The following is a 22,250-nucleotide window of genomic DNA, read 5'->3' as shown; positions in this document are numbered from 1 at the left end:
GTGCGGTTGAGTGCCCCAGGAGGCACTCAACCGCACCACTGCGCGTCAGCGCACTGCGCTGGTGCCGGTCAGTGCCTGGCCGATCACGAGTTGGTGGACCTCGGATGTGCCCTCGTAGGTGAGGACGGATTCGAGGTTGTTGGCATGACGGAGTACCGGGTATTCCAGCGTGATTCCGTTGGCCCCCAATATCGTTCGACATTCACGAGCGATCTTGATGGCCTCGCGCACGTTGTTGAGCTTGCCCAGTGACACTCGCTCGCCCGGCAGTTCGCCCTTGTCCTTGAGCCGGCCAAGATGCAGTGCGAGCAGCTGACCCTTGCCGAGCTCGAGGGCCATGTTCGCGAGCTTGGCCTGAGTGAGCTGATATCCGGCGAGTGGCTTGTCGAACACCGCGCGGGTCTGCGAGTACTCGATCGCCGATTCGATGCAGTCCCGCGCCGCGCCCATCGCGCCGAAGACGATGCCGAAGCGTGCCTCGTTGAGGCAACTCAGAGGTCCGCGCAGACCGCTGGCCTCGGGCAGCATCGCGTCGGCAGGCAGTCGGACGTCGTCGAACACCAATTCGCCGGTGATCGAGGCACGCAGTGACAGCTTCTTCTTCACGGTGTTGGCGGTGAATCCCGGTGTATCGGTGGGAACGACGAATCCGCGGATCTTGTCGTCGGTCTGAGCCCACACGACGGCGACGTCGGCCACGGGTCCGTTGGTGATCCACATCTTGCTGCCGTTGAGGATCCAGTCGTCACCGTCGCGCTTGGCGCGGGTGAGCATGCCGCCGGGGTTCGATCCGTAATCGGCCTCGGTGAGCCCGAAGCAGCCGATCAGCGATCCCTCGGCCATGCCCGGGAGCCACTGCTGCTTCTGCTCCTCGGAGCCGTACTTCCAGATGGCGAACATCGCGAGCGAGCCCTGCACCGAGACGAGCGATCGGATGCCGGAGTCGATCGCTTCGAGCTCGAGGCAGGCCAGGCCGTACGCCGTCGCGGACGTTCCGGCGCAGCCGTAGCCCTCGAGGTGCATGCCCAACAGGCCCAGCGAGCCCAGCTCCTTGGCCAGCTCGCGCGCCGGCACCGTGCCCTCGTCGAACCAATCGGCGATGTGCGGACGAATGCGCTCGTTACCGAACTTGCGGACTGTGTCCCGGATCTGACGTTCCTCGTCGTCGAGGAGTGAATCGATCGCGAACAGTTCGTCGACGCTCTGGGAGTTGGCCACGGTGCCTCTTTCCGCTGGGGGTTGTCTTCGCAGGTTACCCACGCCCCCGCGCGGCGACGCAGGCCGATTAGGGTGGAGGCCATGAGTGAGCAGCGCAGCAAGGCAGACAACACCTCCTGGCAGGGCTTTTCCACGAAGGCAGTGCATGCCGGATACGAGCCGGATCCGCTGACCGGCGCGGTGAACGTGCCGATCTACGCCAGCTCCACCTTCGCTCAGGACGGCGTCGGCGGCATGCGCAGTGGATTCGAGTACGCGCGCACCGGCAATCCGACGCGTCGGCCGCTCGAGGCCAATCTCGCGGCCATCGAGTCCGGCACCTACGGTCGCGCGTTCTCCTCCGGCATGGCGGCCACGGACTGCCTGTTGCGCTCGGCGCTGCGTCCCGGTGATCACCTCGTCATCCCCAACGACGCCTACGGCGGCACGTACCGGTTGATCGACAAGGTCTTCACCCAGTGGGGCATCGAGTACTCGGTGGCCGCAGTGTCGGACGTCGACGAGGTGCGCGCGGCGATGCGTCCGAACACCAAGCTCGTCTGGGTCGAGACGCCCACCAACCCACTGCTCAACGTCGGAGACATCGAGGCATTGTCGGGCATTGCGCACGAGGGTGGGGCCAAGCTCGTCGTCGACAACACCTTCGCGTCGCCGTATCTGCAGCAGCCTCTGAGCCTCGGTGCCGACGTGGTGCTGCACTCGACGACCAAGTACATCGGCGGACACTCCGATGTCGTCGGCGGCGCTCTGGTGACCGACAGCGAGGAACTGGACGCGGCCTTCGCGTTCCTGCAGAACGGCGCGGGTGGCGTTCCCGGACCGTTCGACGCGTTCCTGACCTTGCGCGGCATCAAGACTCTTGCGCTGCGGATGGAGCGACACAGCGACAACGCCGAGAAGATCGTCGAATTCCTCGACGGGCATCCGGCCATCTCACAGGTCATCTACCCCGGACTCGAATCTCACCCGTCTCATGCTGTCGCCGCGAAGCAGATGCGACGGTTCGGCGGGATGGTCTCCGTTCGTCTGGCCGGTGGCAAGCAGGCTGCGCTGGACTTCTGCGCGAAGACCGAGATCTTCACGCTCGCCGAGTCTCTGGGCGGCGTCGAATCGTTGATCGAGCATCCCGGTGCGATGACCCACGCCTCGACGGCCGGTTCGTTGCTCGAGGTGCCCGACGATCTGGTGCGTCTGTCGGTCGGTATCGAGGACGGTGCCGATCTGGTCGGTGACGTCGAGCAAGCGCTGGCATGATCGTCGCACTGATCGACTCGGGCCTCGGGATGCTCCCGACGGCTGCGCGGCTGCGACAAGCGCGCCCCGAGCTCGATCTGGTGCTGATGATGGACCCCGACAACGCTCCGTGGGGACCCAAACCCGATGGGTGGGTCGTCGATCGAGTGGTCGGCACCGCCCAGCATGCAGTCGAACTCGGTGCCGAGGTGGTCGTGCTTCCCTGCAACACCGCCAGTGTGACGGCGCTGAGTCACGTTCGGGCCGCGCTCGGTGACACGATTCCGGTGGTGGGTACCGTTCCGGCGATCAAACCCGCTGCAGCGGTGAGTGATCGGATAGCGATCTGGGCGACGGCGGCCACGACCGCGAGCGCCTATCAGGGGCGTTTGATCGAGCAGTTCGCCTCGCACCGAACGGTGACGAGTGTGGCGTGCCACGGTCTGGCGGATTCGATCGACCGTGGTGACGAGCGGGGGATCGGTGCCGCCATCACCGCGGCCGTGGCCGCGACACCCGCGGACGTCGAATCGATCGTGCTGGGTTGCACGCACTACCCACTGGTGTTGGACCGGATCGTCTCGCAGCTGCCGGGCGACGTCACGATGTTCGACAGCGCCGAGGCGGTGGCCAACCAGACGGTGCGACGCGTCGACGAAGTCGGTTCGAGCGGTTCGGGCACCGGCCGTGTCTCGGTGTGGTTGAGCGGAATCGAGGGCGACTTGCCTGCGAGCGCGCAGCGGTACCGCGAAGGAAAACTGCTGCGGGGCGACGCACGAGCCGAGCAACACTGACCGTCGGGGAATGCCGGGCGCTCCCGAGCGTTGTCTTTCACTGAGCTAACGGTTACTGCGGTGAAGGGAAATACATGGTCGGCGTGGGCACTCGGACTCCAGTGGAACGGACGGCGGTGCGCATGCCGCATCGGTACGCGTTCTGGGTCGTCGGCGTCGCCTTCCTGGTCCTGATGGCCTCGGCGTCGGCACCGTCGCCGCTGTACCCGGTGTACCAACAGGCCTGGGGATTCAGCGCTCTCACCCTCACGGTCATCTTTGCCGTCTATGCGGTCGCATTGCTGTCCACGTTGCTCACCGTCGGTAGTCTGTCGGACCACATCGGGCGCAAACCCATTCTGATCGCCTCACTGGTTCTCCTTGCGGTCAGCTTGATGCTGTTCATCGTCGCCGACAGCGTCCCGGTACTCCTCGCGGCTCGCGTCGTGCAGGGAATTGCCGCGGGTGCGGCCACCGGTGCGCTGAGCGCAGCCGTCATCGACCTGCAGCCCGACGCGTCCACCGGACCGTTGCTCAACAGCGTCGCGCCCTCCCTCGGCCTGGCAAGCGGCGCGCTCGGGGCCGGATTGCTGGTCCAATTGGCACCTGCGCCCGACATCTTGGTGTTCGCATTGCTGATCGGCGCGGCACTGACTCTCGCAGTGGCATTGCTGTTCGTCCCCGAGACCTCGGCACTGCGTGGCTTCGATTCCCGCCGTCACCTCGCCTCGACCCTGCTGCCGAGGATGTCGATCCCCACGTCGGTGCGGGCACCGTTCCTGCTCATCGCTCCCGCTCTGTTCGCGACCTGGTCGCTCGGCGGGTTTCATCTCTCGCTCGGGCCGTCGATCATCGGCACGGTGTTCGACGTGGACAACCACATAGTGGGCGGGTTGGAGATCTTCGCGATGTTCGCCTCGGGCGCGGTGGCAGCTGCAGTGGTACGCAACGGGTTTCCCCGCACCGTGATGATGATCGGGGCGACGGTGTTGGCGGCAGGCGTCGCGCTCTCCCTGGTGTCGGTGCAGATCGAGTCGATCGTGCTGTACTTCGTCGGGGCTGTCATCGCCGGATCGGGCTGGGGAGCAACGTTCCTCGGTTCTATGCGCACGCTCGGCGCGCTGGTCCCCGCAGCGGAGCGAGGTGGGGTGTTCGCCACGACGTTCGTCATCAGCTACCTCGCGTTCAGCCTGCCCGCCGTGGTCGCCGGGCTGGCCGTGCATCGCCTGGGCCTGAGCACGACGGTGCAAGTGTACGGAGGGTTCGTCATCACGCTCGCGCTGATCTCGGTTCTCGGATTCTCTCTGGCGCAGCGGCGAGATCGATAGTGCACCAAAGCTTGTGAGTTCTCCTCTGCCGAGGGTGAGCGAGTACTCCTACCCGATCGGGTAGTTCGGTCGAGTCGTTGGCAGGGTTCCCGCCTCGAGGTGTTCCCACGCGGTACCGGGCAGGGGAGTGTGGTCATCAGTGAGACGCCGATCACAGAAGAAGGCGTCTTGTACTCACACTCACCGAGGAGACACCGATGGTCATCGAGCTCAATCAGATCTGGGAATTCCCCATCAAGGAGTTTCACCCGCTGCCGCGCGCCAAGCTGGGAGTCGGCGCCCACGACATGATCGGTGTCGAGGCCAAGGAACTCGGATTCAAGCGCTCGCTGCTGGTCACGACCGGTCTGCGCGGATCGGGCATCATCGAGGAACTGATCGGCAAGATCGAGTACCAGGGCGTCGAGGTGGTCCTCTACGACAAGGTCGAGTCCAACCCCAAGGACTACAACGTCATGGACGGTGCCGCGCTGTACCAGAAGGAGAAGTGCGACAGCGTCATCTCCGTCGGTGGTGGCTCGAGCCACGATGCGGCCAAGGGCATCCGCGTCGTCGTCGCCCACGACGGCCGCAACATCAACGAGTTCGAGGGATTCTCCAAGTCCACCAACAAGCAGAACCCGCCGCACATCGCCGTATCGACCACTGCCGGAACGGGTTCGGAGACATCCTGGGCCTACGTCATCACCGACACCTCGGACATGGAGAAGCCGCACAAGTGGCTCGCCTTCGACGAGGCGTCGACACCGACGCTGGCACTGGACGACCCGCTGCTCTACTACACCTGCCCCCAGCAGTGGACCGCGTTCTGCGGCTTCGACGTCCTCGCCCACGGCGCAGAGCCGTACGTCTCGCGGCTGGACTTCGCGCCGTCGCTGGGCAATGCGATCTACTCGATCGGGCTGGTCTCCAAGCATCTTCGTGAAGCTGTGTACGACCCGGGCAACCTGAAGGCTCGCGAGGGCATGATGAACGCCCAGTACATCGCCACACAGGCCTTCAACTCCGGTGGACTCGGCGTCATCCACTCGATCTCGCACGCGATCAGCGCCTTCTACGACAGCGCGCACGGCCTCAACAACGCCATCGCTCTACCGCGCGTGTGGGAGTACAACCTGCCCTCGCGTTACGAGCGCTACGCCGAGATCGCCGTGGCCATGGGCGTGGACACGAAGAACATGACCACCGTTCAGGCTGCCGACGCGGCAGTCGAGGCGGCCATCAGGCTCGCCAAGGACGTCGGAATTCCGGACAACTTCGGATCGATCCGTTCGGCGACGTACGACAAGAACCGGATGAACACCGGCAAGTACGCCGGCAAGGGCGACGTGATCAAGGGCGACGAGAAGTCGGTTCTGAAGATCTCCGAGCACATCCAGGAAGACTGGTGCACCCCGGGCAACCCCCGTGAGGTGACCGTCCAGTCGATGATTCCCGTCGTCTCGCACGCGATCAACGAGTCTTACTGATGCTTCGCAGTGGTGCGGTTGTGTGCCCCGGGCGGCGCACAACCGCACCACTGCGCCGCCTGAAAGGAAGCACATGACCTCGCTGTCGACAGTGCGTAGCGACGACACCGGCACCGTTCGATTCACCGACGCCGCCGATCTGCAGCGCGCGCTCGGAGAGCAGGACTACATCGCGGACGACGATCTCGCCACCGTGGTGCATCTGGCGACAGCACTCGATCGCCCACTGCTGCTCGAAGGCCCCGCGGGCGTGGGCAAGACCGAGCTGGCGAAGTCCCTGGCCGCGGCGAGCGGACGCAAGCTGGTGCGCCTGCAGTGCTACGAGGGTCTCGACGACAATCGGGCCCTCTACGAGTGGGACTACGCCAAGCAACTTCTGCACGTGCAAATGCTGCGCGAGCACATCGGCGCACTCACCCAGCACGTCACCGACATCGACGACGCCTCGAAGATGCTCGCCGCCAAAGACTTCGGCCTCTACTCCGAGCCCTTCCTCGCCGTGCGGCCCCTGTTGGAATCGGTGCTCTCCGAGGAGCCGGTGGTGCTCCTGGTCGACGAGGTCGATCGCACCGAGGAATCGATGGAGGCCTTGCTGCTCGAGGTGCTTGCCGAGAAGCAGGTGACGATCCCCGAGGTCGGTACGTTCACCGCGCGCAGCGATCCGTGGGTGATACTGACCTCCAACGACACTCGTGAGCTGTCGTCGGCCCTCAAACGTCGCTGTCTGCATTTCCATCTCGATTATCCGACCGCGGCGCGTGAGCGCGAGATCGTCACTGCTCGTGCCCCCGAGGTGCCCGCGCACATCGTGTCCGAGATCGTGGAGCTGGCAACGGAATTGCGTGAGCTACCGCTCCGCAAGAGCCCGTCGATCTCGGAAGTGATCGATGCGGCTCGTATCGCCTCGGTCCTCGGTCATACCGAAGACACCCGCAAGTACCTGCTCGCGGCCCTGGTGAAGTACTCGTCGGACATGAAGATCGCGCTGGCCGGACCGGTCGCAGAAACACCCTCTGCAGCAACATCACTCGGAACGGTCGTCAACACGACCGCGTCGGCTTTCAGAGGGCACGGTGGACGCGACAAGGGTGGCATCGGAATACGACGATGACCGTGGCACAAACGTTCTCGGCATCGGTGGTGCTCGACGTGCTGGCTGCGGTGTTCGGGCGCACGCTCAGGCGCTTCGGAGTAGCTGCGTCGCCGGCAGAGGTCATCGAGGTACGACGCGTCCTCGGACTTCTCGGGGCACGTGACCTGGCGGTGTTGCGCGCGGCCTTGCGTGCGACTTGTGCCAAGTACGACCACGAACAGCACGGTTTCGATCTGGCCTTCGAGTCGATGTTCCGGGTAGCGATCGATGGTGCTGTGGATGAACATCATTCACCCTTGGGGGCGCAGGTAGCGGGCGGATTGCCGACGGACCTGGACGTCGGCGCAGACCAGGAAGCGGCCAAATACGCCGAGTACAACGAGCGTGCGGTCGAAATCGGTGATCTGCTCGACGCCCCGGAAGCGGACAAGGGCTTCAACCCGCACAAGGACGACGACGACATCAGTCTCTCGTCCGAGGACCACGATCTGTCGATCGACACCGACGGCGACATGGGTCGACGGGGTGTCACCTACACCGTCGACCTGGAGCGGTCCGGGTCGACGGCGGCCGGGGAGTTGGCGTCGAGCACCAGCGGAGCTGTTGCGGGACAGCTGAACTGGGAGGATCCGGCGAGCATCCTGGCGTGGTTCGATGCCTACGATCCGAGTAGCGTCTACGGCGACGGGAGTGATTCCGGTCCACTGAGTGCTGCGATGCTCGACCGCATCACCGATGCCGTCGAGGCTTTCGTCGCGGCGCTGGGGGATGTGACGGGGACGATGTCGTCACCGGTGCCGGTCGACGGCGCGGCGCAGGCGATCGGCCGGCACGCCGAGATCGAGCGCGCGAGTCACGAAGTGCTCAAACACATGCGGGGCACTCCTCGCCCACGACCACGCGAACATTCACGCGGACCGCTCGACATGCGGCGCACTGTCCGGTCCAGTCTGCGTACCGACGGCATCCCGTTCCGTCTGGTGACGAAAACCCCTGTGCCGGGCAAGGTTCGGTTGCTGGTGCTGGCGGACGTGTCGTTGTCGGTTCGGCCCATCACCGCGTTCACCCTGAGGCTTGCGCAAGCCATGCATGCGCGCGCACACCGATGCACGGTGATGGGGTTCGTCGACGCACCGGTCGATGTGACTACCACCTTGCTCGGCAGTACCGGCGACGGCGCACTGGCCGCGGTGCTCGCGGACGCGCGGCTGGACCTCGAAGCGAGCAGCGATTACGGCAGAACCTTCACCGATCTCTTGCAGTCACACCCGGAAGTCCTGGACAAGCGCACCGCGGTCATCATCGTCGGCGACGGTCGGTGCAACGGACGCCCGGCTGGCCTCGAGGCCCTGGACGAGATCCGGTCGAAGGTGCACCGCATCGCGTGGATCACCCCCGAAGCTCGTCGTTACTGGGCGCAGGCAGCGTGCTCGATGGAGGACTACGAGCGAATATGCGACCGGGTCGTCGTCGCGCGGGATGGCGAACAATTGACCTCGCAGGCGGCCGAACTGGGCCATGCGCTGTCCTGACCTGACCGATCGTGCCGCCTACCTACCCGATCGGGCAGGTAGGAACCTGGCCCGGTGCTGGTGGGATCGGATCAGCCGTACTCGTAAGGTTGTAACCTGAATCACAGGTCCGAGAGTTCTGGGATCGATGGACAGCGAGGGTGTGAACGGTGGACCAGGCAGCTACGGCGGACGTCGGCAAGGCGCTGCACGACCTCGATGCACAGCGCAGCCGAGCCGAGACGCCACGAGTTCTCAAATTCCACGCACCCGAGATCGTGTTCGGTCCGGATTCGCTGGGCGAGGTCGCGCACGCGACATGTCGTCTCGGTGGGGTCCGGCCGATGCTCGTCACGGACTCGGGGTTGATCGAGAGCGGCTGGGCCGGGCAGCTGGTCGACCTACTCGTTGACCAGGGCCTCGACCCCCAGGTCTGGAGCGCGCTCACGCCCAATCCCAAGGATGTCGAAATCGAGGCCGGGCACGGCTACTACGCAGAGAACGGTTGCGACGTGCTGGTGGCGATCGGCGGTGGGTCGGTCATGGATGCGGCCAAGGGGATCGCCATCCTCGCGGGCAACGGCGGCAGAATCCTCGACTACGAGGGCGTCGATCAGGCCACTCGGCCGATTCCCCCGCTGGTGATGGTGCCCACGACATCGGGCACCGGGGCCGACGTCTCGCAGTTCTGCATCGTCACCGACACGGCGCGCTCGACCAAGATCACCATCCTCGGCCGGGCACTCGTTCCCGATATCACCGTGATCGATCCGATGTTGCTCACCACGATGCCCGAATGGCTCAACGCGGCAACCGGTTTGGACGCTCTGACGCACGGAATCGAGGCATTCGTCTCGCTGGGGCACAACCAGCTCACCGACCATCATGCACTTCGGGCCATCACCATGGTGATGTCGCAGTTGGCGCGCACCATCGACGAGCCCACCGATATGGCCGCGCGTGGTTCGATGGCGCAGGCAAGTCTGGAAGCCGGTCTGGCGTTCACGAATGCGATTCTCGGTGCCACCCATGCCATGAGCCATCAGGTGGGAGGACTCCTCGACCTCCCGCACGGGGTGATCAACGGAGTGCTGCTGCCGCATGTCATTCGTTTCAACGCCGCGGAGGATCCGTTGCCCTACGTGGCCATCGCGACGAGCCTCGGATTGCCGGAAGGCAGAGCCAGGCCGGAGGAAGCCGCCATGGCTGTGGCGGACCGTGTCGATCGCCTTGCACGTCAGGTCGGCGTTCCCACCGGTCTGGCACAGATCGGTGTCCGCGAGTCCGATCTGGATGTGTTGGCCACCAACGCTTTACATGATGCCTGTATGTCCACCAATCCTCGCTCCGCCACGCACCGCGAGATGGTCGATCTGTTCAGGAGTGCGCTGTGACGTCCGGACCCGACCTGTCGCTGCTGACGGGGCTGCGTTCGGGCAAGAACACGTTCTACCCCCAATATCGTGGCGCGGCCGAACGTTTGGAGCGCGTCGTCTATGCGCTGGAGTTGATTTCACGGGCACTGGTTCGGACGGTCGACGGGCCCGAGACGCTGGTGTGCGCGGTCGCGGAAGCAGCTCGTGCCCATCTGAGCGCACGCTGGGTGGTCTTCGCTCTTGCCGATGGCGCTCTGCCGGATGCCGGTCCTCGTCGACTCGTGCTCGGACCGGACGCCACGCCGTTTCTGGTCGACAACGTCGAGGGGCCACCGTTGCCGGACGACGTCGTCGACTGCCTCGAGTCGATTCGACAGTCGACGTGCGGCGATGGGCAGACACCGGTGATTTCCGCTCATCACGCCTTCGTGCCGATCGCGTTCGACGGAGGCGTCGTGGGTGCTTTCGCGGCGTGGACCGGAGAGCAGCGGGTGCTCGACGCCACCGACGCAGCGGTGTTGAGCATTCTGGCCAGTCAAACGGCGGTGGCGCTGCAGAATTCGGCGCTCTTCCAGAGTCGACGGCAATTGCTCGAGCGGACCGAGAGTGCCTATGCCCAGGCGAACCGCACAGCGGCCGATCTCGCAGCCCGCAATGCCGAACTGTTGCTGACACAGCGGCAATTGGGTGCCGCGCACCGCCATCAGGTCCTCGACGACGAACGCCACCGCATCGCTCGCGAATTGCACGACAGCGTCACTCAGGCCGTGTTGTCCGCTGGTATGCAGATCGAAGTGTGTCGCAGCGAGATCTCGGCCGAAGAACGCAGCGACAGATTGGATCTTGCGAAGGATCTGACGCGTCGAGCTGTGGAGCAACTGCGGTCGGCGATCTACGCGCTCAATCATCCGCAGGACGCGGATCGAACGTCGCTTCCCGAAATGCTCGAACAGCTTTCCGTGGTCCACATGCCCGACGAGTTGCAGGTCTCGTTGCGTGTGGAGGGAACCCCCGTCGAGCTGAGCAGCGAGTGTGAGCATGCATTGCTCCGTATCGCCGGCGAAGCATTGTTCAACACAGCGGTGCACGCGCACGCGTCGCGGGCGATTCTTCGGTTGACCTATTCGCTCGATCAGGTGCAGTTGTCGATCGCCGACGACGGCGACGGCGATCCGGCCCACCTGCGAATGATGCTGCACCTGGCCGAGTCCACCGATGTCGACGGCCGCCACCGCGGATTGGCGAACATGGCGGCCCGCACCCGTGAACACGGCGGGGTCTTCGAGATTCGCCGCGCCCGAACCGGGGGTGTGCGTGTGGCAGTGCGCATTCCCTTCCAGGAAAGATCCGAGAAGGGCGAAACACAGTGAGCGTTCCGACGGTTCGCACGGGCATGGGGCAGGTGGCGGCACCTACTGTCCGCATCGTCCTGGTCGACGATCATGCAATTCTGCGCGACGGGCTGCGTTCGGTGCTCGAGCGCGAGTCGGATCTGACGATCGTGGGGGAGGCGTCGACGCGGGAGGAGGGATTGGCCGTCGTCGCGCGGGTCGAGCCCGATATCGTGCTGATGGATCTCAAGCTCTCGGCCAGTTCGGATTACGAGGGCCTTGCCTTGTGCGCACAATTGGCCAAGGCGCACAACGGAATCGGATTACTGGTGCTCACAACTTTCCTCGACGACCGACTCGTGGTGGAGGCGGTGCACGCCGGTGCGCGCGGATACGTCGTCAAGGACGTCGATACCACCGAACTGGTGCGGGCGATACGTGCTGTCTCGCGAGGCGAGAGTGCCTTCGATTCGCGGAGTGCCTCGGCTGTCGTGCGATCACTCAACGGCACGCCGAGCAGCATAGAACGGCTGACCGAGCGCGAACTCGAAGTACTCAGGTTGCTTGCGACGGGCCTGTCCAACAACATGATCGGGACCCGGCTGTTCATCTCGGCGACGACAGTGAAATTTCACGTCAGCAACATCATGCGCAAGCTCGCAGTGTCTCGGCGAGCCGAGGCCGTGTACGCGGCGAGTAAGCAGGGCTTGATCTAGAACGTCGGACTCATGGCGAGGTCAGTCGTGCCTCGACCCGTTGCTTCAGCGCACGATTGAACGTGGCATACCCGTCGTCCTCTTTGCTGGCGAACAATCGTCGGAATGGCCTCACGGAGACACCGGAGAAGGTTTCGACGTTGCTCAGTCGTGTCGTTCCGTCGTCGTTCGGGGTCAGGGTGAAGGTGTGCCGACCGACGAAGAAGCGTTCGGTGGCGATCTTCGCCGACCACTCGAGCTCGTGATTCGGAACGGCTGCGGTCACGTACGGCCGGAAGGACATGCCCGGCATGCGAATGGATAGCCTGGTGCCCGTCGTCGCAGTTCCGGTCACGCGGGAGAAGTTGCTCCACTGGCCATAGGAATCGAAGTCGGACAGCACTGCCCAAACTTGTTCGGGGGTGGCGGCAATGTCGATGGTGGAAGTGAGCACGATGCTCATGAAGTGTCCGTTCGTGAAGGTTCGGGTGGGGGTCAGGCGCTGCGTACTGCAGTGAGAAATTCGAGCACGGCATGGGCGGTCACATCGGGTTGCTGCGCCTGGGGATAGTGGCCGGCTTCGGCGACCATGACGGCCTCGCCGTGAAGTGTGTCGGCGATCCAGCGGGCCTCGGCGGCAGGATCCTTGAAGTCCGGGTCGAGTTCTCCCATGATCACCAGGACAGGTGCGGCAACCTCACCGAGTCGAGCCTCGGCAACCGCGTGATCGGTCTGTCGTGTCGTCTTCGAGAACGCTGTGCCGTACGCCTTCCTTTTCAGGCTGACGACGACCGCAGTGCGGTAGTCGTCGAAGTCGTCGGGCTTGCGTCCCGCATAGAGGGTGGGCATGTAGGACTTCCACATCAGCGCACCCCACGGCGGGGCCGTCATCGCGCGAAAGATCGCTCGCGTGAACACATTCGAGGGCGGGTTGCGCACATACGGTCCGACCAACACCAACCCGTCGACCTGATCGGGATGATCGGCGGCCACGATCACCGCCGCGCCGGCCGCCAGCGAGTTACCGACAACGACCGCCGATCCGCCGAGTTGGGTGATCAGCGCGTGCACATCGCCCGCGGTCTCGGTATCGCCGTACGCGGTGAACGTGGTGTCGCTGTCACCGTGACCTCGCAGATCGGTTGTTGCCACCGAGTATCCGGCTGCGACGAGGGCCGGTGTGAGAAAGCGGTAGGAGGAGCGCAAGTCGCCCATTCCGGGGACGAGGACGAGAAGGGGTCCGTCGCCCCGAAGGTCGTAGGCGATACGTCCTTCCGGGCGGGAAATGTACTGGGTGGACGGGATGGGGGTCGAAGCTGAGGAAGTCATGAAGCTACTGTTGCATGCCGACTAGCTATTGGCAATAGCCAAATGGCCACATTTGCACTGGGACGATATGAAAGCAGTCCGCAAATGGCTATTGACGCTAGCCGTTGTATGAGGTAGCCATAGCCTGTGAGTACTTGCATCTCGAAGACAAGGCCCTGCACCGGCAATGGCAGGGGGTCGGCGGCTCGTGCCTAGGGCGGGTCTGACGCGTGCACGCGTGGCAGAGGAAGCGGCGGTGATGGCGGACCGAGTCGGTCTCGGCAAGCTGACGCTGGCGGCGCTGGCTGACCGACTGGGCGTACGCCAGCCCTCCTTGTACAAGCACATCGACTCGATGGCAGGCCTGCACCGTGACATTGCCGTCAACGCAAAGCGGGAACTCGGCGAAGTTCTCGCCCGAGCGGCAGTAGGCCGTTCGGGAGCAGAGAGTATTTCCTCCATGTCGCGGGCCTACCGCGCTTGGGCGCTCGAGCACCCGGCCAGGTACGAGGCGTCGAATCTGATGCCCGCCCCGGGTGATACCGAGGACGAGTCGGTCTCCATGGCTGCCATCGGTGTCATCGCCGACGTGTTGACCGCGTACCGCCTCGAAGGCGACGATGCGGTCGACGCGATCCGGGCGTTTCGATCCACCCTCCACGGATTCGTCTCCTACGAAACGGCAGGAGCGTTCGCCATGAGTGCGGACATCGATCGGAGTTTTGAGCGTCTGGTCGACGGGTTCGTCATTGCTCTGAGTCGATGGGCGGACACGAAGACGGGGCCGGCACACCGATCCGGTGAGAACGCTCGGCAGGCCTGATCCCGATCTCGACGAGTGCCCGCTGGTGATCTTGAAGTGTGCTGGCGAGCTCGATCGGAATCCGATCGTCAAACGAGCTGGGGAGTCGGGGCCTTGTCGATCACGAGCCACCCACCGTGGTGCTCGAAGGTCCGAAATGCGCGGCCCGACGACCGACCGAGCTCGACCAGCGATGCCTCGTCGAATGTGCGGACGTGTCCGTGGCAGGCGGTGGTCTCGGTCTCGAAGGGCACGGCGACAACGACACGGGTGCGCGCGATGCGTAGCGCTTCTTCCACTATGCGGGAGCCGGTCTCGGCGTCGACGTGCTCGAGGAGATGCAGTGCAGTCACCGTGTCGGCACTGCCGTCGGCAACGGGAACATTGGCGGCGTCGCACACCACGGTGTCGAGCGTGACCCCGAGGTGTGGGGCCACGGTGGCGAGCAACCGCATGGTTCCGGCCGACAGGTCCGTCGCAGTCACCGAGTGGCCTTCCATCGCCAGCCGCAGTGGAAAGAAGCCGAAACACGAACCCAGGTCGAGTACCGACCCGACGATCAGGTTCTCCGCCCGTTCGTGGACAGGCGCGAAATCGGCGGTGCCCGAGAGCAGCTCGTCCAACGAATTGCGGTAATAGGTGGCCCATGCGTCGACCGGATCGGCGACCGTGGTGCGGACGATCCCGACCAACACCAACTCGAACTCGCGCTGCGAAAGACCTACATGGCGGGCGTGTGCGGTGACCATCGGAACCAGGCGCTCACCGATACCCGCAGACGTCAGGCCGTGGCAGACCTGCACGGTCGACCCTGTTCGGGCCGCGTCGAATTCCAGTCCGGGGAGGTGCCGAACCACCACGTTCTCGTGAGCCCAGACTCCATCCGGGCTCGGTGCGAGTGCATCCAACTCGGTCATCGAAAGCCATTCTGTTCGTCGGACTCTCGGCGAAGCCGTACCTTCGCACACCGCCGAGCGTTCCACACGACGGTGTGCGAAGGGACCGATCCAGGGAAGATCGGGCCGTTCGGAGGACGTGGAACCCACGCGCCGGACGGGCCACTGCCTACCCGGACGGTCAGGTGGTGCAGATGGCCGGCAGGTTCCCGACGTCGCGCCGGTCTCAGTCCACTTCCTCGCCGATCCATTGTGCCAGCAGATGGTGGATGTGCCGGATCTTGACTTCCTGGTATCGAGCCAGCGGGAGCGTCTTCGACTGCGCCGACTGCAAGCCCTTCTGCACCTTGGGCATGTTGTACGCGTCCTGGTCGAACACCCGCGCCGAACTGCCGAGCACCGTTGCTTCCAACCACGACTGCTCCGGTCGCAGCCACTGGGTCTTGGCAGGCTTGGGCCGTTCGCCCTTGAACGGTGCCAGTAGGTACACGTCCATGATCGAGGTCTCGTGGTCGTCACCGTTGGGTCGGAATCGGTAGACGATGCGTTGGTACGCGCCCCATGGATGAAAGTTGGGGAACACGGTGTAGTAGATGCTGTCCAGTGATTCCGCGTCGGACATGTTGTCCGCCTTGACATCACCGATGATCTCGCGCAGACCCTCGCGGGCCAGCATGCCGGACATCTCCCGCGCGGTCACACCCTCGGGGAGCGTCACCATCGGGTCCTCGTCGATGCGCGCATCGATCATCGAGTCGAACATCTCCTGCTCGGTCGGGACGAAGTTGATGTGCGGGCTCGGTACTCCGTTCGCCGTGATGCCGCGGTTGAAGTTGCCCCAGCTGTCGTACTGACTGTTGGAGTCGCCGGTTCCCACGACCCGCTGCGGGTGAGTGGTGATCACGTGGAAGGCCTCGGAGAATGCCTCCTGCGCAATCTTCCAGTTCGCCTGGATGACCTGAGCGACGTGCGCTTGGATGAATCGGTCTTCCAAAGGCCACGCCTCGAAGTGCTTTCCGAGATCGCCGAGGAAGCTGTCCAGTGATTCGGATTCGGGATCCATGTTGACGAACACGAAGCCACCCCAGGTGTCCACCTTGACCTGTGGCAGGTCCATCTTCGACTTGTCGACCTGAGGAAAGTCCCAGGCACAGGTCATCGACTTTAGCGAGCCGTCGAAGTTCCAGGCGAAACCGTGGAAGGGACAACGTATTTCGTTGCCGGCCGGGCCGTCCTCTTCGCGGAGGGTACGGCCACGGTGCAGGCACGAGTTGTAGAACGCACGAATGCCCATGTCCTTACCTCGGACGAGCAGGATCGACTTCCCGCAGATCTCGTACACGAGCGTGTCCCCCGGCTCGGGGATCTCTTCCTCGCGGCACGCCATCTGCCATACCTTGTACCAGACCCGGTCTCGTTCGAGTTCGTGGTATTTGCGGCTGATGTAGCGCGATACCGGCACGAAATTCTGGTCGGCGTATTGCTCGTGCGATTCCTCGCGCAGGATGTCCGGGACCGGGTGTGTATCGGTCTCGAGCAGTCGTTGATACCCCGTCCCGTTCTCGACGGGTGTTTCGGCGCGCTCATCGATATCGGTCACAGCTTGCCTCCCTGTTCCAGCGTGATGGCGAGGGCGTCCTGCGCCTGTTTGTCGGCCTGCATTTTCTCGAGCAGCTTCGCAGCGCCCATGAAGCGCCGGTTCTGGGTGATGGGGACGGGAGCGCGGGGACCGAGCCCCACCCATCGGGCCAGTTCGGGATCCACCGCCTTCACCTCGCCGTGGAGGTAGCGACCTTCCGGATCGAACGTGCCGGTCTTGCCGTCGCGAGTGGTGACCAGGACGTTGAAGTCGTCGTCGAACTCGTAGATCGCGTGGCTCATCGGATGCTTGATCTGTCGCATCGCAATCTCCTTGATGATCAGTAGCGGTGTTACTTAATGCTCTATCCATTAACTGTAACAGTGAACAGTGACGATGAGCACACTTTTCTTTACTGCGACTCCAATAACTATCGCCGAGCGGCCCAGAGGAGTGCTGCCCCCACGAGCCGGCGGTAGACGGGGTTCGACAGAGTGGGTGCTGCGTCGCCCGGTTGCAGGTATACGAGTCGGCTACGACCGTTCGTCTTTGTCCACCCGACCAGCGACGAACCGGGCGCGTGGTGCCACCCCGTGCGATCGTCTCGCCTGCCCGCCATGGCCGAGGCAGTCGAGAAGTGAACGGCGTCGGTCATCTCGGCATCGGTTCGCAGCAGCGGGGTCACGTCGTCCTCGAAGACTTCGCACAGGTAGGTCTCGTCGATCAGGTCGAAAGACTGGGGAATCCCTGCGGCGATCGGGTGGTCGGTGTCGACGACCGAGATGCGCTGCGGAACCGCGTGCCGATAGCCCGAATCGGGGCGCTCGACACCCCGCACCACGCCTGGTCGATACAGGTAGCGGCCACCGACGAATTCCGACCACTCGTCCCAGGCGGCCCACGATGCGATGGCATGGTGGAGAACGACGTACCCATGTCCGGACTCCGGGGCCGCCCTCACCTCCTCGCGTAGGGAATCGGGTGGCATGGACGGCTGGGGCAATGTGCCCGGCATGTCGTAGTGCAGCGAGACGTCGAACGCTGTGGGTCCGGGATCCGCGTCGGGATGCTCGAACCAGGTGACCTCGCCCGGCATCGACTCCAGAAATTCGGCGAACGCGTCACGATCGAAGGAGTGTCCACCGGAAAAAGCCGCGATACGCATGAGGGACGTCCGTTCAGAGTTTTGACTGTTGTTTCAGTCAAGTTACTCGACGGTGGTGGCCGTCCGTCGGAGCTTCAGCGACCCTCGATCATTTTCGCGCACACATCGGTGGTGGCCGACCGGAGGCGAGACACCGCAATGTTGGACAACGGCCCGCCCTCGATCCGCAGGGGCTGGATGGCGATGGTCGTTGCGATCATCGTGCGTGCTCGCAGCGATCGCGCGGCGTGCTGCGCCGCGGCCGATCGCTTGTTCGCCGGTATCTCGGCGTCGGGGAAGTAGTCGAAGGCGCGGCGGACGTGCCTGTCCTCGTATTCCTTCGTCAGTAGACGCGTCCCCGGCGTGGCACCGCCGGCCACTTGTAGAAACAACATCCGGGCCGCATTGGGATGTTCTGCGGTCCAGTCCCATACGGCATCGACGACATCCTTGAACGCAGCAGCATCGGCCTCGGTGTCGTCCGGTCGAACCGCCTGGGCTGCGGCGGTACTGGCGTCCATTGCGTAACCGAGCGCGGTATCGAACAGCTCTTCCTTGCTGGCGAAGTGGTAGTAGACCGCAGTCGGAACCATGCCCGCTGCTTCGGCGATCTCCTGAATCGACGTCTCCGCGAATCCTTTGCGAGAGAAGACACGCACCGCTGCCTGGACGATGAGGTGGCGGCGAGAGGGTCGGTGGGCAGATCCTTTGAGGGATGCGGTGTCCGGATCTGACGCGATTGGAGAATCGACGGCAGTCTCGAGCTCGGAACTCTCGTCGACTTTCGACGTCGAGCTGCTGGTTCGTCTCGGCACAGCGTCCTCCTCGGCACCCGGGTCACTGCATGGTGCCATGATCTACGTCATGGCAGCAAAGGCAGTGAAGCCGAAATCGACGGTGACGGCCCCGGCGGACAAGGGTGCCAAGCGTGCGGCGCACCGGCCGTCGCGGCGCGAAGTAGTGGTCGACGCCGCCATGCATCTGTATTCGGTCAGGTCCATCGAGGACGTCACCGTGGCCGATATCGCCGCTGAGGCCCAGATGACGTCGGCGGCCGTCTACTACCACTACCCGTCCAAGGACGAGGTTCTGCTCGCCGGGTTGCGTTTGTTCGCGGATGGTCTCCTCGACGAACTCCGGGCAGAGATCGCGGCCGATCCGGACGCTGCGCTGGGTGACATCATTTCGTCGTTGCTCGAGTGGACGGATCAGCACCGTGCTGCCGCATTGGTGTACTTCACCCGATCGCCCGGTTGGAGTCTGTCCATCGAAACCCTGCGAAGAGAAGTGCGTTCGGTGATGCTGGCGCTGTTCTCGAGCGAACTGCGCACTCGAAGCGGCATTGCGTCCAAAGCGAAGCAGGGTGCCGCAGCGGTTGCATTGACGACCCTGCTCGAAGTGGCGGCCTCGTCGTGGCTCACCGAGGATGCGGTTCTGGCCGACCTCGGCCGACGACGGTTCTCCGAGGAAGTTCGCGAGCTCGCGGCCGACATCTCCAGCGTCTGACGAGGGATCTCGCGGCACCGATTTCGCGAAGTATCTTTAGAGCGACGACAGTTTGTGGTTGACTTGCTTCCATGCCGCGCGCCAGGTCCATCGATCTTGACAATCCCTTTGCCCCGTTGGCCGGGCTCTGTGAACTGATCCTGGTTCGGCATGGTGAGCAGATACTCAGCAAAGAACTGAGCGCCAAAGAGACCGTCGACCCACCCCTGTCCGAACTCGGTGAGCGACAAGCGGAGGCGGTCGCGAACCGACTCGCGCGCACACGGGTGGATGCGGTCTACAGTTCCCCGTTGCGTCGCGCACTGCGTACCGGCACTCATATCGCGGGTAAGCACGGGTTGGAGCCCGTCGTGCGTGACGAACTCTCCGAATACGAACCGTGGCAGAAGTTTCCGGCAGACCAGTCTCCGTTCGAGGTGCTACCGCACGAGGAGGTCGCTGCGATGTTCCGCGATCACATTCGCACGCGCCGCTACGGTGCCTTCACTTACGCCGAGGACGGCGCAGAGTTTCATGCTCGTGTGCTCCGGCAGATCTCGTCGATCGTCGACGCGCATCTGGGTCAGCGAGTGGTGATCAGCTGCCACGGCGGTGTCATCAACGCCGTGCTCGCCGACGCATTGGGCAGTGCATTCGACATGCCGGTTCGAGTCCACCACACCTCGCTGAGTGTGGTGCGCGGTGCCGATACGCGTCGCGCGGTGCAATCGGTGAACGATTTCACTCATGTGCTCGACTTCCAGACGCACGTCGGAGCCATGAATCTTTAAGTCCTGCAGTCGAATCAAGTCACAGTCAAGGAGTCTCACATGGATCTCGACCTACGCGGAAAACGTGCAATCATCAGTGGCGCGAGCCGCGGCATCGGCCTGTCGATCGCCCGCACACTCCTGGCGGAGGGAGCCTCCGTCGGTGTGTGCGCCCGCGGCGAGGAGCACCTGAACGAGGTTGCCGGAGAACTGTCCGCTTTGGGCACGGTCTTCCACAAAGCGGTCGACGTGGGCGACGCCGCCGCGGTTGCATCGTTCGTCGAGGATGCAGCCGGTGCCCTCGGCGGAATCGACATCGTCGTGGTCAACGCTTCTGCCGCAACAGGCAAGGGCGCTCAGGCATGGCAGAACAGCTTCGACGTCGACCTCATGAGCCTGGTGAACTTCATCGAAGCGGCCAAGCCACACCTCGAGAAGTCCGACGCCGCGTCGGTGGTCACGATCAGCACGACGTCCGCGCTCGAGGCGGGACCGATCAGCACGGCCAACAGCTACGGCGCGCTCAAGGCCGCTGTCCTGCAACATTCGTCGGCTCAGGCCCGCGCACTGGGACCTGCCGGCATTCGAGTGAACGCGGTGTCACCTGGCCCCGTCTTCTTCGAGGGCGGTGCCTGGGACACGATCAAGACGAGTCGTCCGGCACTGTACGAGGCCGCTCTCGACGCGGCTTCGCTCGGTAAACTGGCTGCGGCGCAGGACGTTGCGAACGCCGTGACCTTCCTCTCCTCGCCGGCCGCTGGGCACATCACCGGTATCAACATGGTGGTCGACGGCGGATTCACCAACCGCTTCGATTTCTGAGCGCGGCATGGCACAGAAGCTGACGGGCAGCGCCGACGTCGTGATTCTCGGCGGCGGTTCGGGCGGGTACGCCTGCGCGTTGCGGGCCGCGCAGCTCGGCATGTCGGTCGTCATGATCGAGGCAGGCAGCCTCGGCGGCACGTGCCTGCACACCGGGTGCATCCCCACCAAGGCGCTGCTGCACGCGGCCGAGATCGCCGATTCGGTCCGGGAGGCATCGACTTTCGGGATCGAGGCAACCCTCGGCGGCGTCGATATGACTGCTGTGAACAAGTACAAGGACGAGGTGGTTGCCAGCCTGTACCGAGGACTGCAGGGGTTGGTGGCGTCCCGTGAGATCGAGCTCGTCGCCGGTCGCGGCCGCGTCGTGGACGATCGCACCGTGGAGGTGGAACTCGCCGACGGCGGAATCGGCACGTACCGAGGTGAAGCACTGGTGCTGGCCACCGGCTCGCAACCGAAGTCGTTGCCGGGCCTGAACATCGGCGGTTCGGTGATGACCAGCGATCGTGTTCTGGAACTGGATCATGTTCCGGACAGTGTCGTGGTGCTGGGCGGTGGCGTGATCGGATGCGAGTTCGCCAGCGTCTGGACTTCGCTCGGTGCGCACGTCACCATCGTCGAGGCCGCGGCAACGCTGCTTCCCACGGAGGATCCGTGGACAACCAAGCAGATCGAAAGAGCCTTCCGTAAACGAGGTATCACTCTGCGCACGAAGACTGCGTTCAGCGGAGTCACCGAACGACCGGGCGGCGGCGTGCACGTCGATCTCGACGACGGATCGCAACTCGAAGCGGACCTGATGCTCGTGGCTGTCGGGCGCGGGCCGCGTACTGCCGACATGGGGTTCGAGGAGTCGGGAGTCGAGCTCGACCGGGGATTCGTCGTTACCGACGAATGGCTGCAGACGACGGTTCCCGGGGTCTTCGCGGTCGGCGATATCGTGGCCGGTCCGCAACTGGCACACCGCGGTTTCGCTCAGGGCATGCTGGTGGCCGAGCAGTTGGCAGGTGTGGACTGCACACCCGTCGAGGACAACGGAATTCCGCGGGTCACCTACTCGAACCCGGAGGTTGCGTCGGTGGGATTGACCGAGAGCGAAGCCGCGAAGCAGTTCGGCGAGGTCACAACGGTGGTCTACGACCTCGCCGGTAACGGCAAGAGTCGGATTCTGCGCACGTCCGGTGGGGTCAAGCTCGTCCAGGCGGGACCGGAGGGTCGCGTGGTGGGAATTCACCTGGTGGGCGAGCGTGTCGGTGAACTGATCGGGGAGGCGCAGCTCATCTACAACTGGCAGGCGACCGCAGGGGACGTCGCCCAGCACGTACACGCCCATCCGACCCAGGCAGAAGCTCTGGGGGAGGCGCACCTCGCGTTGGCGGGGAAAGCGCTGCACGCACACAGCTGACGAACAAGG

At 64.2% G+C, this 22,250-nt stretch carries 22 protein-coding genes; 14 read left to right on the top strand and 8 right to left on the bottom strand.

Annotated elements, in window-relative coordinates; all coding sequences use genetic code 11:
* Nucleotides 1-45: 45 nt before the first annotated feature.
* Complete coding sequence (locus R3P95_RS04935; RefSeq protein WP_149405302.1) at nucleotides 46-1,218, bottom strand: acyl-CoA dehydrogenase family protein; 1,173 nt, start codon at nucleotides 1,216-1,218, stop codon at nucleotides 46-48.
* Nucleotides 1,219-1,299: 81 nt separating this feature from the next.
* Between R3P95_RS04935 and R3P95_RS04930 the strand changes: the two genes are divergently transcribed.
* From R3P95_RS04930 to R3P95_RS04890, 9 genes are all read left to right on the top strand, one after another.
* Nucleotides 1,300-2,472 carry a cystathionine gamma-synthase gene (locus R3P95_RS04930; protein WP_121870489.1) on the top strand — a complete coding sequence of 391 codons (1,173 nt, stop codon included), beginning with the start codon at nucleotides 1,300-1,302 and terminating at the stop codon, nucleotides 2,470-2,472.
* Nucleotides 2,469-3,245, top strand: a complete 777-nt coding sequence (locus tag R3P95_RS04925) for a glutamate racemase (protein WP_317547468.1) — start codon at nucleotides 2,469-2,471, stop codon at nucleotides 3,243-3,245. Before R3P95_RS04930 ends, R3P95_RS04925 begins: the two co-directional genes overlap by 4 nt.
* 122 nt (nucleotides 3,246-3,367) lie before the next feature.
* Nucleotides 3,368-4,552 carry an MFS transporter gene (locus tag R3P95_RS04920; protein ID WP_149405305.1) on the top strand — a complete coding sequence of 395 codons (1,185 nt, stop codon included), beginning with the start codon at nucleotides 3,368-3,370 and terminating at the stop codon, nucleotides 4,550-4,552.
* Between the two features lie 197 nt (nucleotides 4,553-4,749).
* Nucleotides 4,750-6,021: an NDMA-dependent methanol dehydrogenase gene (mdo, locus tag R3P95_RS04915; protein ID WP_094639073.1), complete on the top strand. Its 1,272-nt coding sequence runs from the start codon at nucleotides 4,750-4,752 to the stop codon at nucleotides 6,019-6,021.
* 73 nt (nucleotides 6,022-6,094) lie between these two features.
* Nucleotides 6,095-7,132, top strand: coding sequence for a MadB family AAA-type ATPase (locus R3P95_RS04910; protein ID WP_149405306.1), 1,038 nt, complete (start codon nucleotides 6,095-6,097; stop codon nucleotides 7,130-7,132).
* On the top strand, nucleotides 7,129-8,646 hold the full coding sequence (gene madC, locus R3P95_RS04905) for a MadC family VWA domain-containing protein (RefSeq protein ID WP_317547467.1): 1,518 nt from the start codon (nucleotides 7,129-7,131) through the stop codon (nucleotides 8,644-8,646). The genes R3P95_RS04910 and madC overlap by 4 nt, the downstream gene beginning before the upstream one ends.
* A gap of 185 nt (nucleotides 8,647-8,831) precedes the next feature.
* The gene (locus R3P95_RS04900) at nucleotides 8,832-10,019 is read left to right on the top strand and encodes an iron-containing alcohol dehydrogenase (protein WP_317547796.1); all 1,188 of its coding nucleotides are present in this window, start codon (nucleotides 8,832-8,834) and stop codon (nucleotides 10,017-10,019) included.
* Entirely contained in the window at nucleotides 10,016-11,371 is a 1,356-nt protein-coding gene (locus R3P95_RS04895; protein WP_068051604.1) for a MadS family sensor histidine kinase, read from the top strand. Before R3P95_RS04900 ends, R3P95_RS04895 begins: the two co-directional genes overlap by 4 nt.
* 23 nt (nucleotides 11,372-11,394) lie before the next feature.
* A complete protein-coding gene (locus R3P95_RS04890; RefSeq protein WP_032405004.1) occupies nucleotides 11,395-12,048 on the top strand; it encodes a MadR family response regulator transcription factor in 654 nt (217 codons plus the stop codon).
* A gap of 10 nt (nucleotides 12,049-12,058) precedes the next feature.
* On the opposite strand, the gene R3P95_RS04885 is transcribed toward R3P95_RS04890, so the two are convergent.
* Together R3P95_RS04885 and R3P95_RS04880 are read right to left on the bottom strand one after the other, a co-directional pair.
* The gene (locus R3P95_RS04885; RefSeq protein ID WP_317547466.1) at nucleotides 12,059-12,490 is read right to left on the bottom strand and encodes an SRPBCC domain-containing protein; all 432 of its coding nucleotides are present in this window, start codon (nucleotides 12,488-12,490) and stop codon (nucleotides 12,059-12,061) included.
* A gap of 32 nt (nucleotides 12,491-12,522) precedes the next feature.
* Nucleotides 12,523-13,356 carry an alpha/beta fold hydrolase gene (locus tag R3P95_RS04880; RefSeq protein ID WP_317547465.1) on the bottom strand — a complete coding sequence of 278 codons (834 nt, stop codon included), beginning with the start codon at nucleotides 13,354-13,356 and terminating at the stop codon, nucleotides 12,523-12,525.
* Between the two features lie 217 nt (nucleotides 13,357-13,573).
* On the opposite strand from R3P95_RS04880, the gene R3P95_RS04875 reads away from it, so the two are divergent.
* A complete protein-coding gene (locus tag R3P95_RS04875) occupies nucleotides 13,574-14,158 on the top strand; it encodes a TetR/AcrR family transcriptional regulator (protein WP_317547464.1) in 585 nt (194 codons plus the stop codon).
* A 68-nt stretch (nucleotides 14,159-14,226) separates the two neighbouring features.
* Here the strand turns inward: R3P95_RS04875 and mftM are convergent, their stop codons facing one another.
* The 5 genes from mftM to R3P95_RS04850 all read right to left on the bottom strand — a co-directional run bounded on the left by mftM (nucleotide 14,227) and on the right by R3P95_RS04850 (nucleotide 18,571).
* Nucleotides 14,227-15,054 (bottom strand): mycofactocin oligosaccharide methyltransferase MftM, encoded by an 828-nt coding sequence (gene mftM / locus R3P95_RS04870; RefSeq protein WP_317547463.1) that lies wholly within the window; start codon nucleotides 15,052-15,054, stop codon nucleotides 14,227-14,229.
* A 205-nt stretch (nucleotides 15,055-15,259) separates the two neighbouring features.
* Complete coding sequence (locus tag R3P95_RS04865; RefSeq protein ID WP_317547462.1) at nucleotides 15,260-16,633, bottom strand: aromatic ring-hydroxylating oxygenase subunit alpha; 1,374 nt, start codon at nucleotides 16,631-16,633, stop codon at nucleotides 15,260-15,262.
* The gene (locus R3P95_RS04860) at nucleotides 16,630-16,935 is read right to left on the bottom strand and encodes a hypothetical protein (protein ID WP_052047385.1); all 306 of its coding nucleotides are present in this window, start codon (nucleotides 16,933-16,935) and stop codon (nucleotides 16,630-16,632) included. Before R3P95_RS04860 ends, R3P95_RS04865 begins: the two co-directional genes overlap by 4 nt.
* A gap of 107 nt (nucleotides 16,936-17,042) precedes the next feature.
* Nucleotides 17,043-17,777, bottom strand: a complete 735-nt coding sequence (locus tag R3P95_RS04855) for a ThuA domain-containing protein (RefSeq protein WP_317547461.1) — start codon at nucleotides 17,775-17,777, stop codon at nucleotides 17,043-17,045.
* A 74-nt stretch (nucleotides 17,778-17,851) separates the two neighbouring features.
* A complete protein-coding gene (locus R3P95_RS04850; RefSeq protein WP_317547460.1) occupies nucleotides 17,852-18,571 on the bottom strand; it encodes a TetR/AcrR family transcriptional regulator in 720 nt (239 codons plus the stop codon).
* Between the two features lie 49 nt (nucleotides 18,572-18,620).
* On the opposite strand from R3P95_RS04850, the gene R3P95_RS04845 reads away from it, so the two are divergent.
* From R3P95_RS04845 to lpdA, 4 genes are all read left to right on the top strand, one after another.
* Nucleotides 18,621-19,262, top strand: a complete 642-nt coding sequence (locus R3P95_RS04845; protein WP_317547459.1) for a TetR/AcrR family transcriptional regulator — start codon at nucleotides 18,621-18,623, stop codon at nucleotides 19,260-19,262.
* Nucleotides 19,263-19,333: 71 nt separating this feature from the next.
* On the top strand, nucleotides 19,334-20,032 hold the full coding sequence (locus tag R3P95_RS04840; protein WP_317547458.1) for a histidine phosphatase family protein: 699 nt from the start codon (nucleotides 19,334-19,336) through the stop codon (nucleotides 20,030-20,032).
* Nucleotides 20,033-20,071: 39 nt separating this feature from the next.
* Nucleotides 20,072-20,833 (top strand): SDR family NAD(P)-dependent oxidoreductase, encoded by a 762-nt coding sequence (locus tag R3P95_RS04835; RefSeq protein WP_068051590.1) that lies wholly within the window; start codon nucleotides 20,072-20,074, stop codon nucleotides 20,831-20,833.
* Between the two features lie 7 nt (nucleotides 20,834-20,840).
* Nucleotides 20,841-22,241 carry a dihydrolipoyl dehydrogenase gene (lpdA, locus tag R3P95_RS04830; protein WP_317547457.1) on the top strand — a complete coding sequence of 467 codons (1,401 nt, stop codon included), beginning with the start codon at nucleotides 20,841-20,843 and terminating at the stop codon, nucleotides 22,239-22,241.
* The last annotated feature ends 9 nt before the right edge of the window (nucleotides 22,242-22,250 follow it).

This window comes from Rhodococcus cercidiphylli, assembly GCF_033042225.1.
In the GTDB taxonomy this organism is placed as follows: Bacteria; Actinomycetota; Actinomycetes; order Mycobacteriales; family Mycobacteriaceae; genus Rhodococcoides.
This window is presented reverse-complemented; position numbering and strand designations above follow the sequence as displayed.

What these genes read in the sequence shown, in the direction of transcription:
- R3P95_RS04920 (WP_149405305.1), top strand. Translation starts at nt 3,368, where the DNA reads ATGCCGCATCGGTACGCGTTCTGGGTCGTCGGCGTCGCCTTCCTGGTC.
- R3P95_RS04860 (WP_052047385.1), bottom strand. Translation starts at nt 16,935, where the DNA reads ATGCGACAGATCAAGCATCCGATGAGCCACGCGATCTACGAGTTCGAC.
- lpdA (WP_317547457.1), top strand. Translation starts at nt 20,841, where the DNA reads ATGGCACAGAAGCTGACGGGCAGCGCCGACGTCGTGATTCTCGGCGGC.
- R3P95_RS04880 (WP_317547465.1), bottom strand. Translation starts at nt 13,356, where the DNA reads ATGACTTCCTCAGCTTCGACCCCCATCCCGTCCACCCAGTACATTTCC.
- R3P95_RS04845 (WP_317547459.1), top strand. Translation starts at nt 18,621, where the DNA reads ATGGCAGCAAAGGCAGTGAAGCCGAAATCGACGGTGACGGCCCCGGCG.
- R3P95_RS04930 (WP_121870489.1), top strand. Translation starts at nt 1,300, where the DNA reads ATGAGTGAGCAGCGCAGCAAGGCAGACAACACCTCCTGGCAGGGCTTT.
- R3P95_RS04890 (WP_032405004.1), top strand. Translation starts at nt 11,395, where the DNA reads ATGGGGCAGGTGGCGGCACCTACTGTCCGCATCGTCCTGGTCGACGAT.
- R3P95_RS04910 (WP_149405306.1), top strand. Translation starts at nt 6,095, where the DNA reads ATGACCTCGCTGTCGACAGTGCGTAGCGACGACACCGGCACCGTTCGA.
- mftM (WP_317547463.1), bottom strand. Translation starts at nt 15,054, where the DNA reads ATGACCGAGTTGGATGCACTCGCACCGAGCCCGGATGGAGTCTGGGCT.
- R3P95_RS04885 (WP_317547466.1), bottom strand. Translation starts at nt 12,490, where the DNA reads ATGAGCATCGTGCTCACTTCCACCATCGACATTGCCGCCACCCCCGAA.
- madC (WP_317547467.1), top strand. Translation starts at nt 7,129, where the DNA reads ATGACCGTGGCACAAACGTTCTCGGCATCGGTGGTGCTCGACGTGCTG.
- R3P95_RS04855 (WP_317547461.1), bottom strand. Translation starts at nt 17,777, where the DNA reads ATGCGTATCGCGGCTTTTTCCGGTGGACACTCCTTCGATCGTGACGCG.
- R3P95_RS04835 (WP_068051590.1), top strand. Translation starts at nt 20,072, where the DNA reads ATGGATCTCGACCTACGCGGAAAACGTGCAATCATCAGTGGCGCGAGC.
- mdo (WP_094639073.1), top strand. Translation starts at nt 4,750, where the DNA reads ATGGTCATCGAGCTCAATCAGATCTGGGAATTCCCCATCAAGGAGTTT.
- R3P95_RS04925 (WP_317547468.1), top strand. Translation starts at nt 2,469, where the DNA reads ATGATCGTCGCACTGATCGACTCGGGCCTCGGGATGCTCCCGACGGCT.
- R3P95_RS04840 (WP_317547458.1), top strand. Translation starts at nt 19,334, where the DNA reads ATGCCGCGCGCCAGGTCCATCGATCTTGACAATCCCTTTGCCCCGTTG.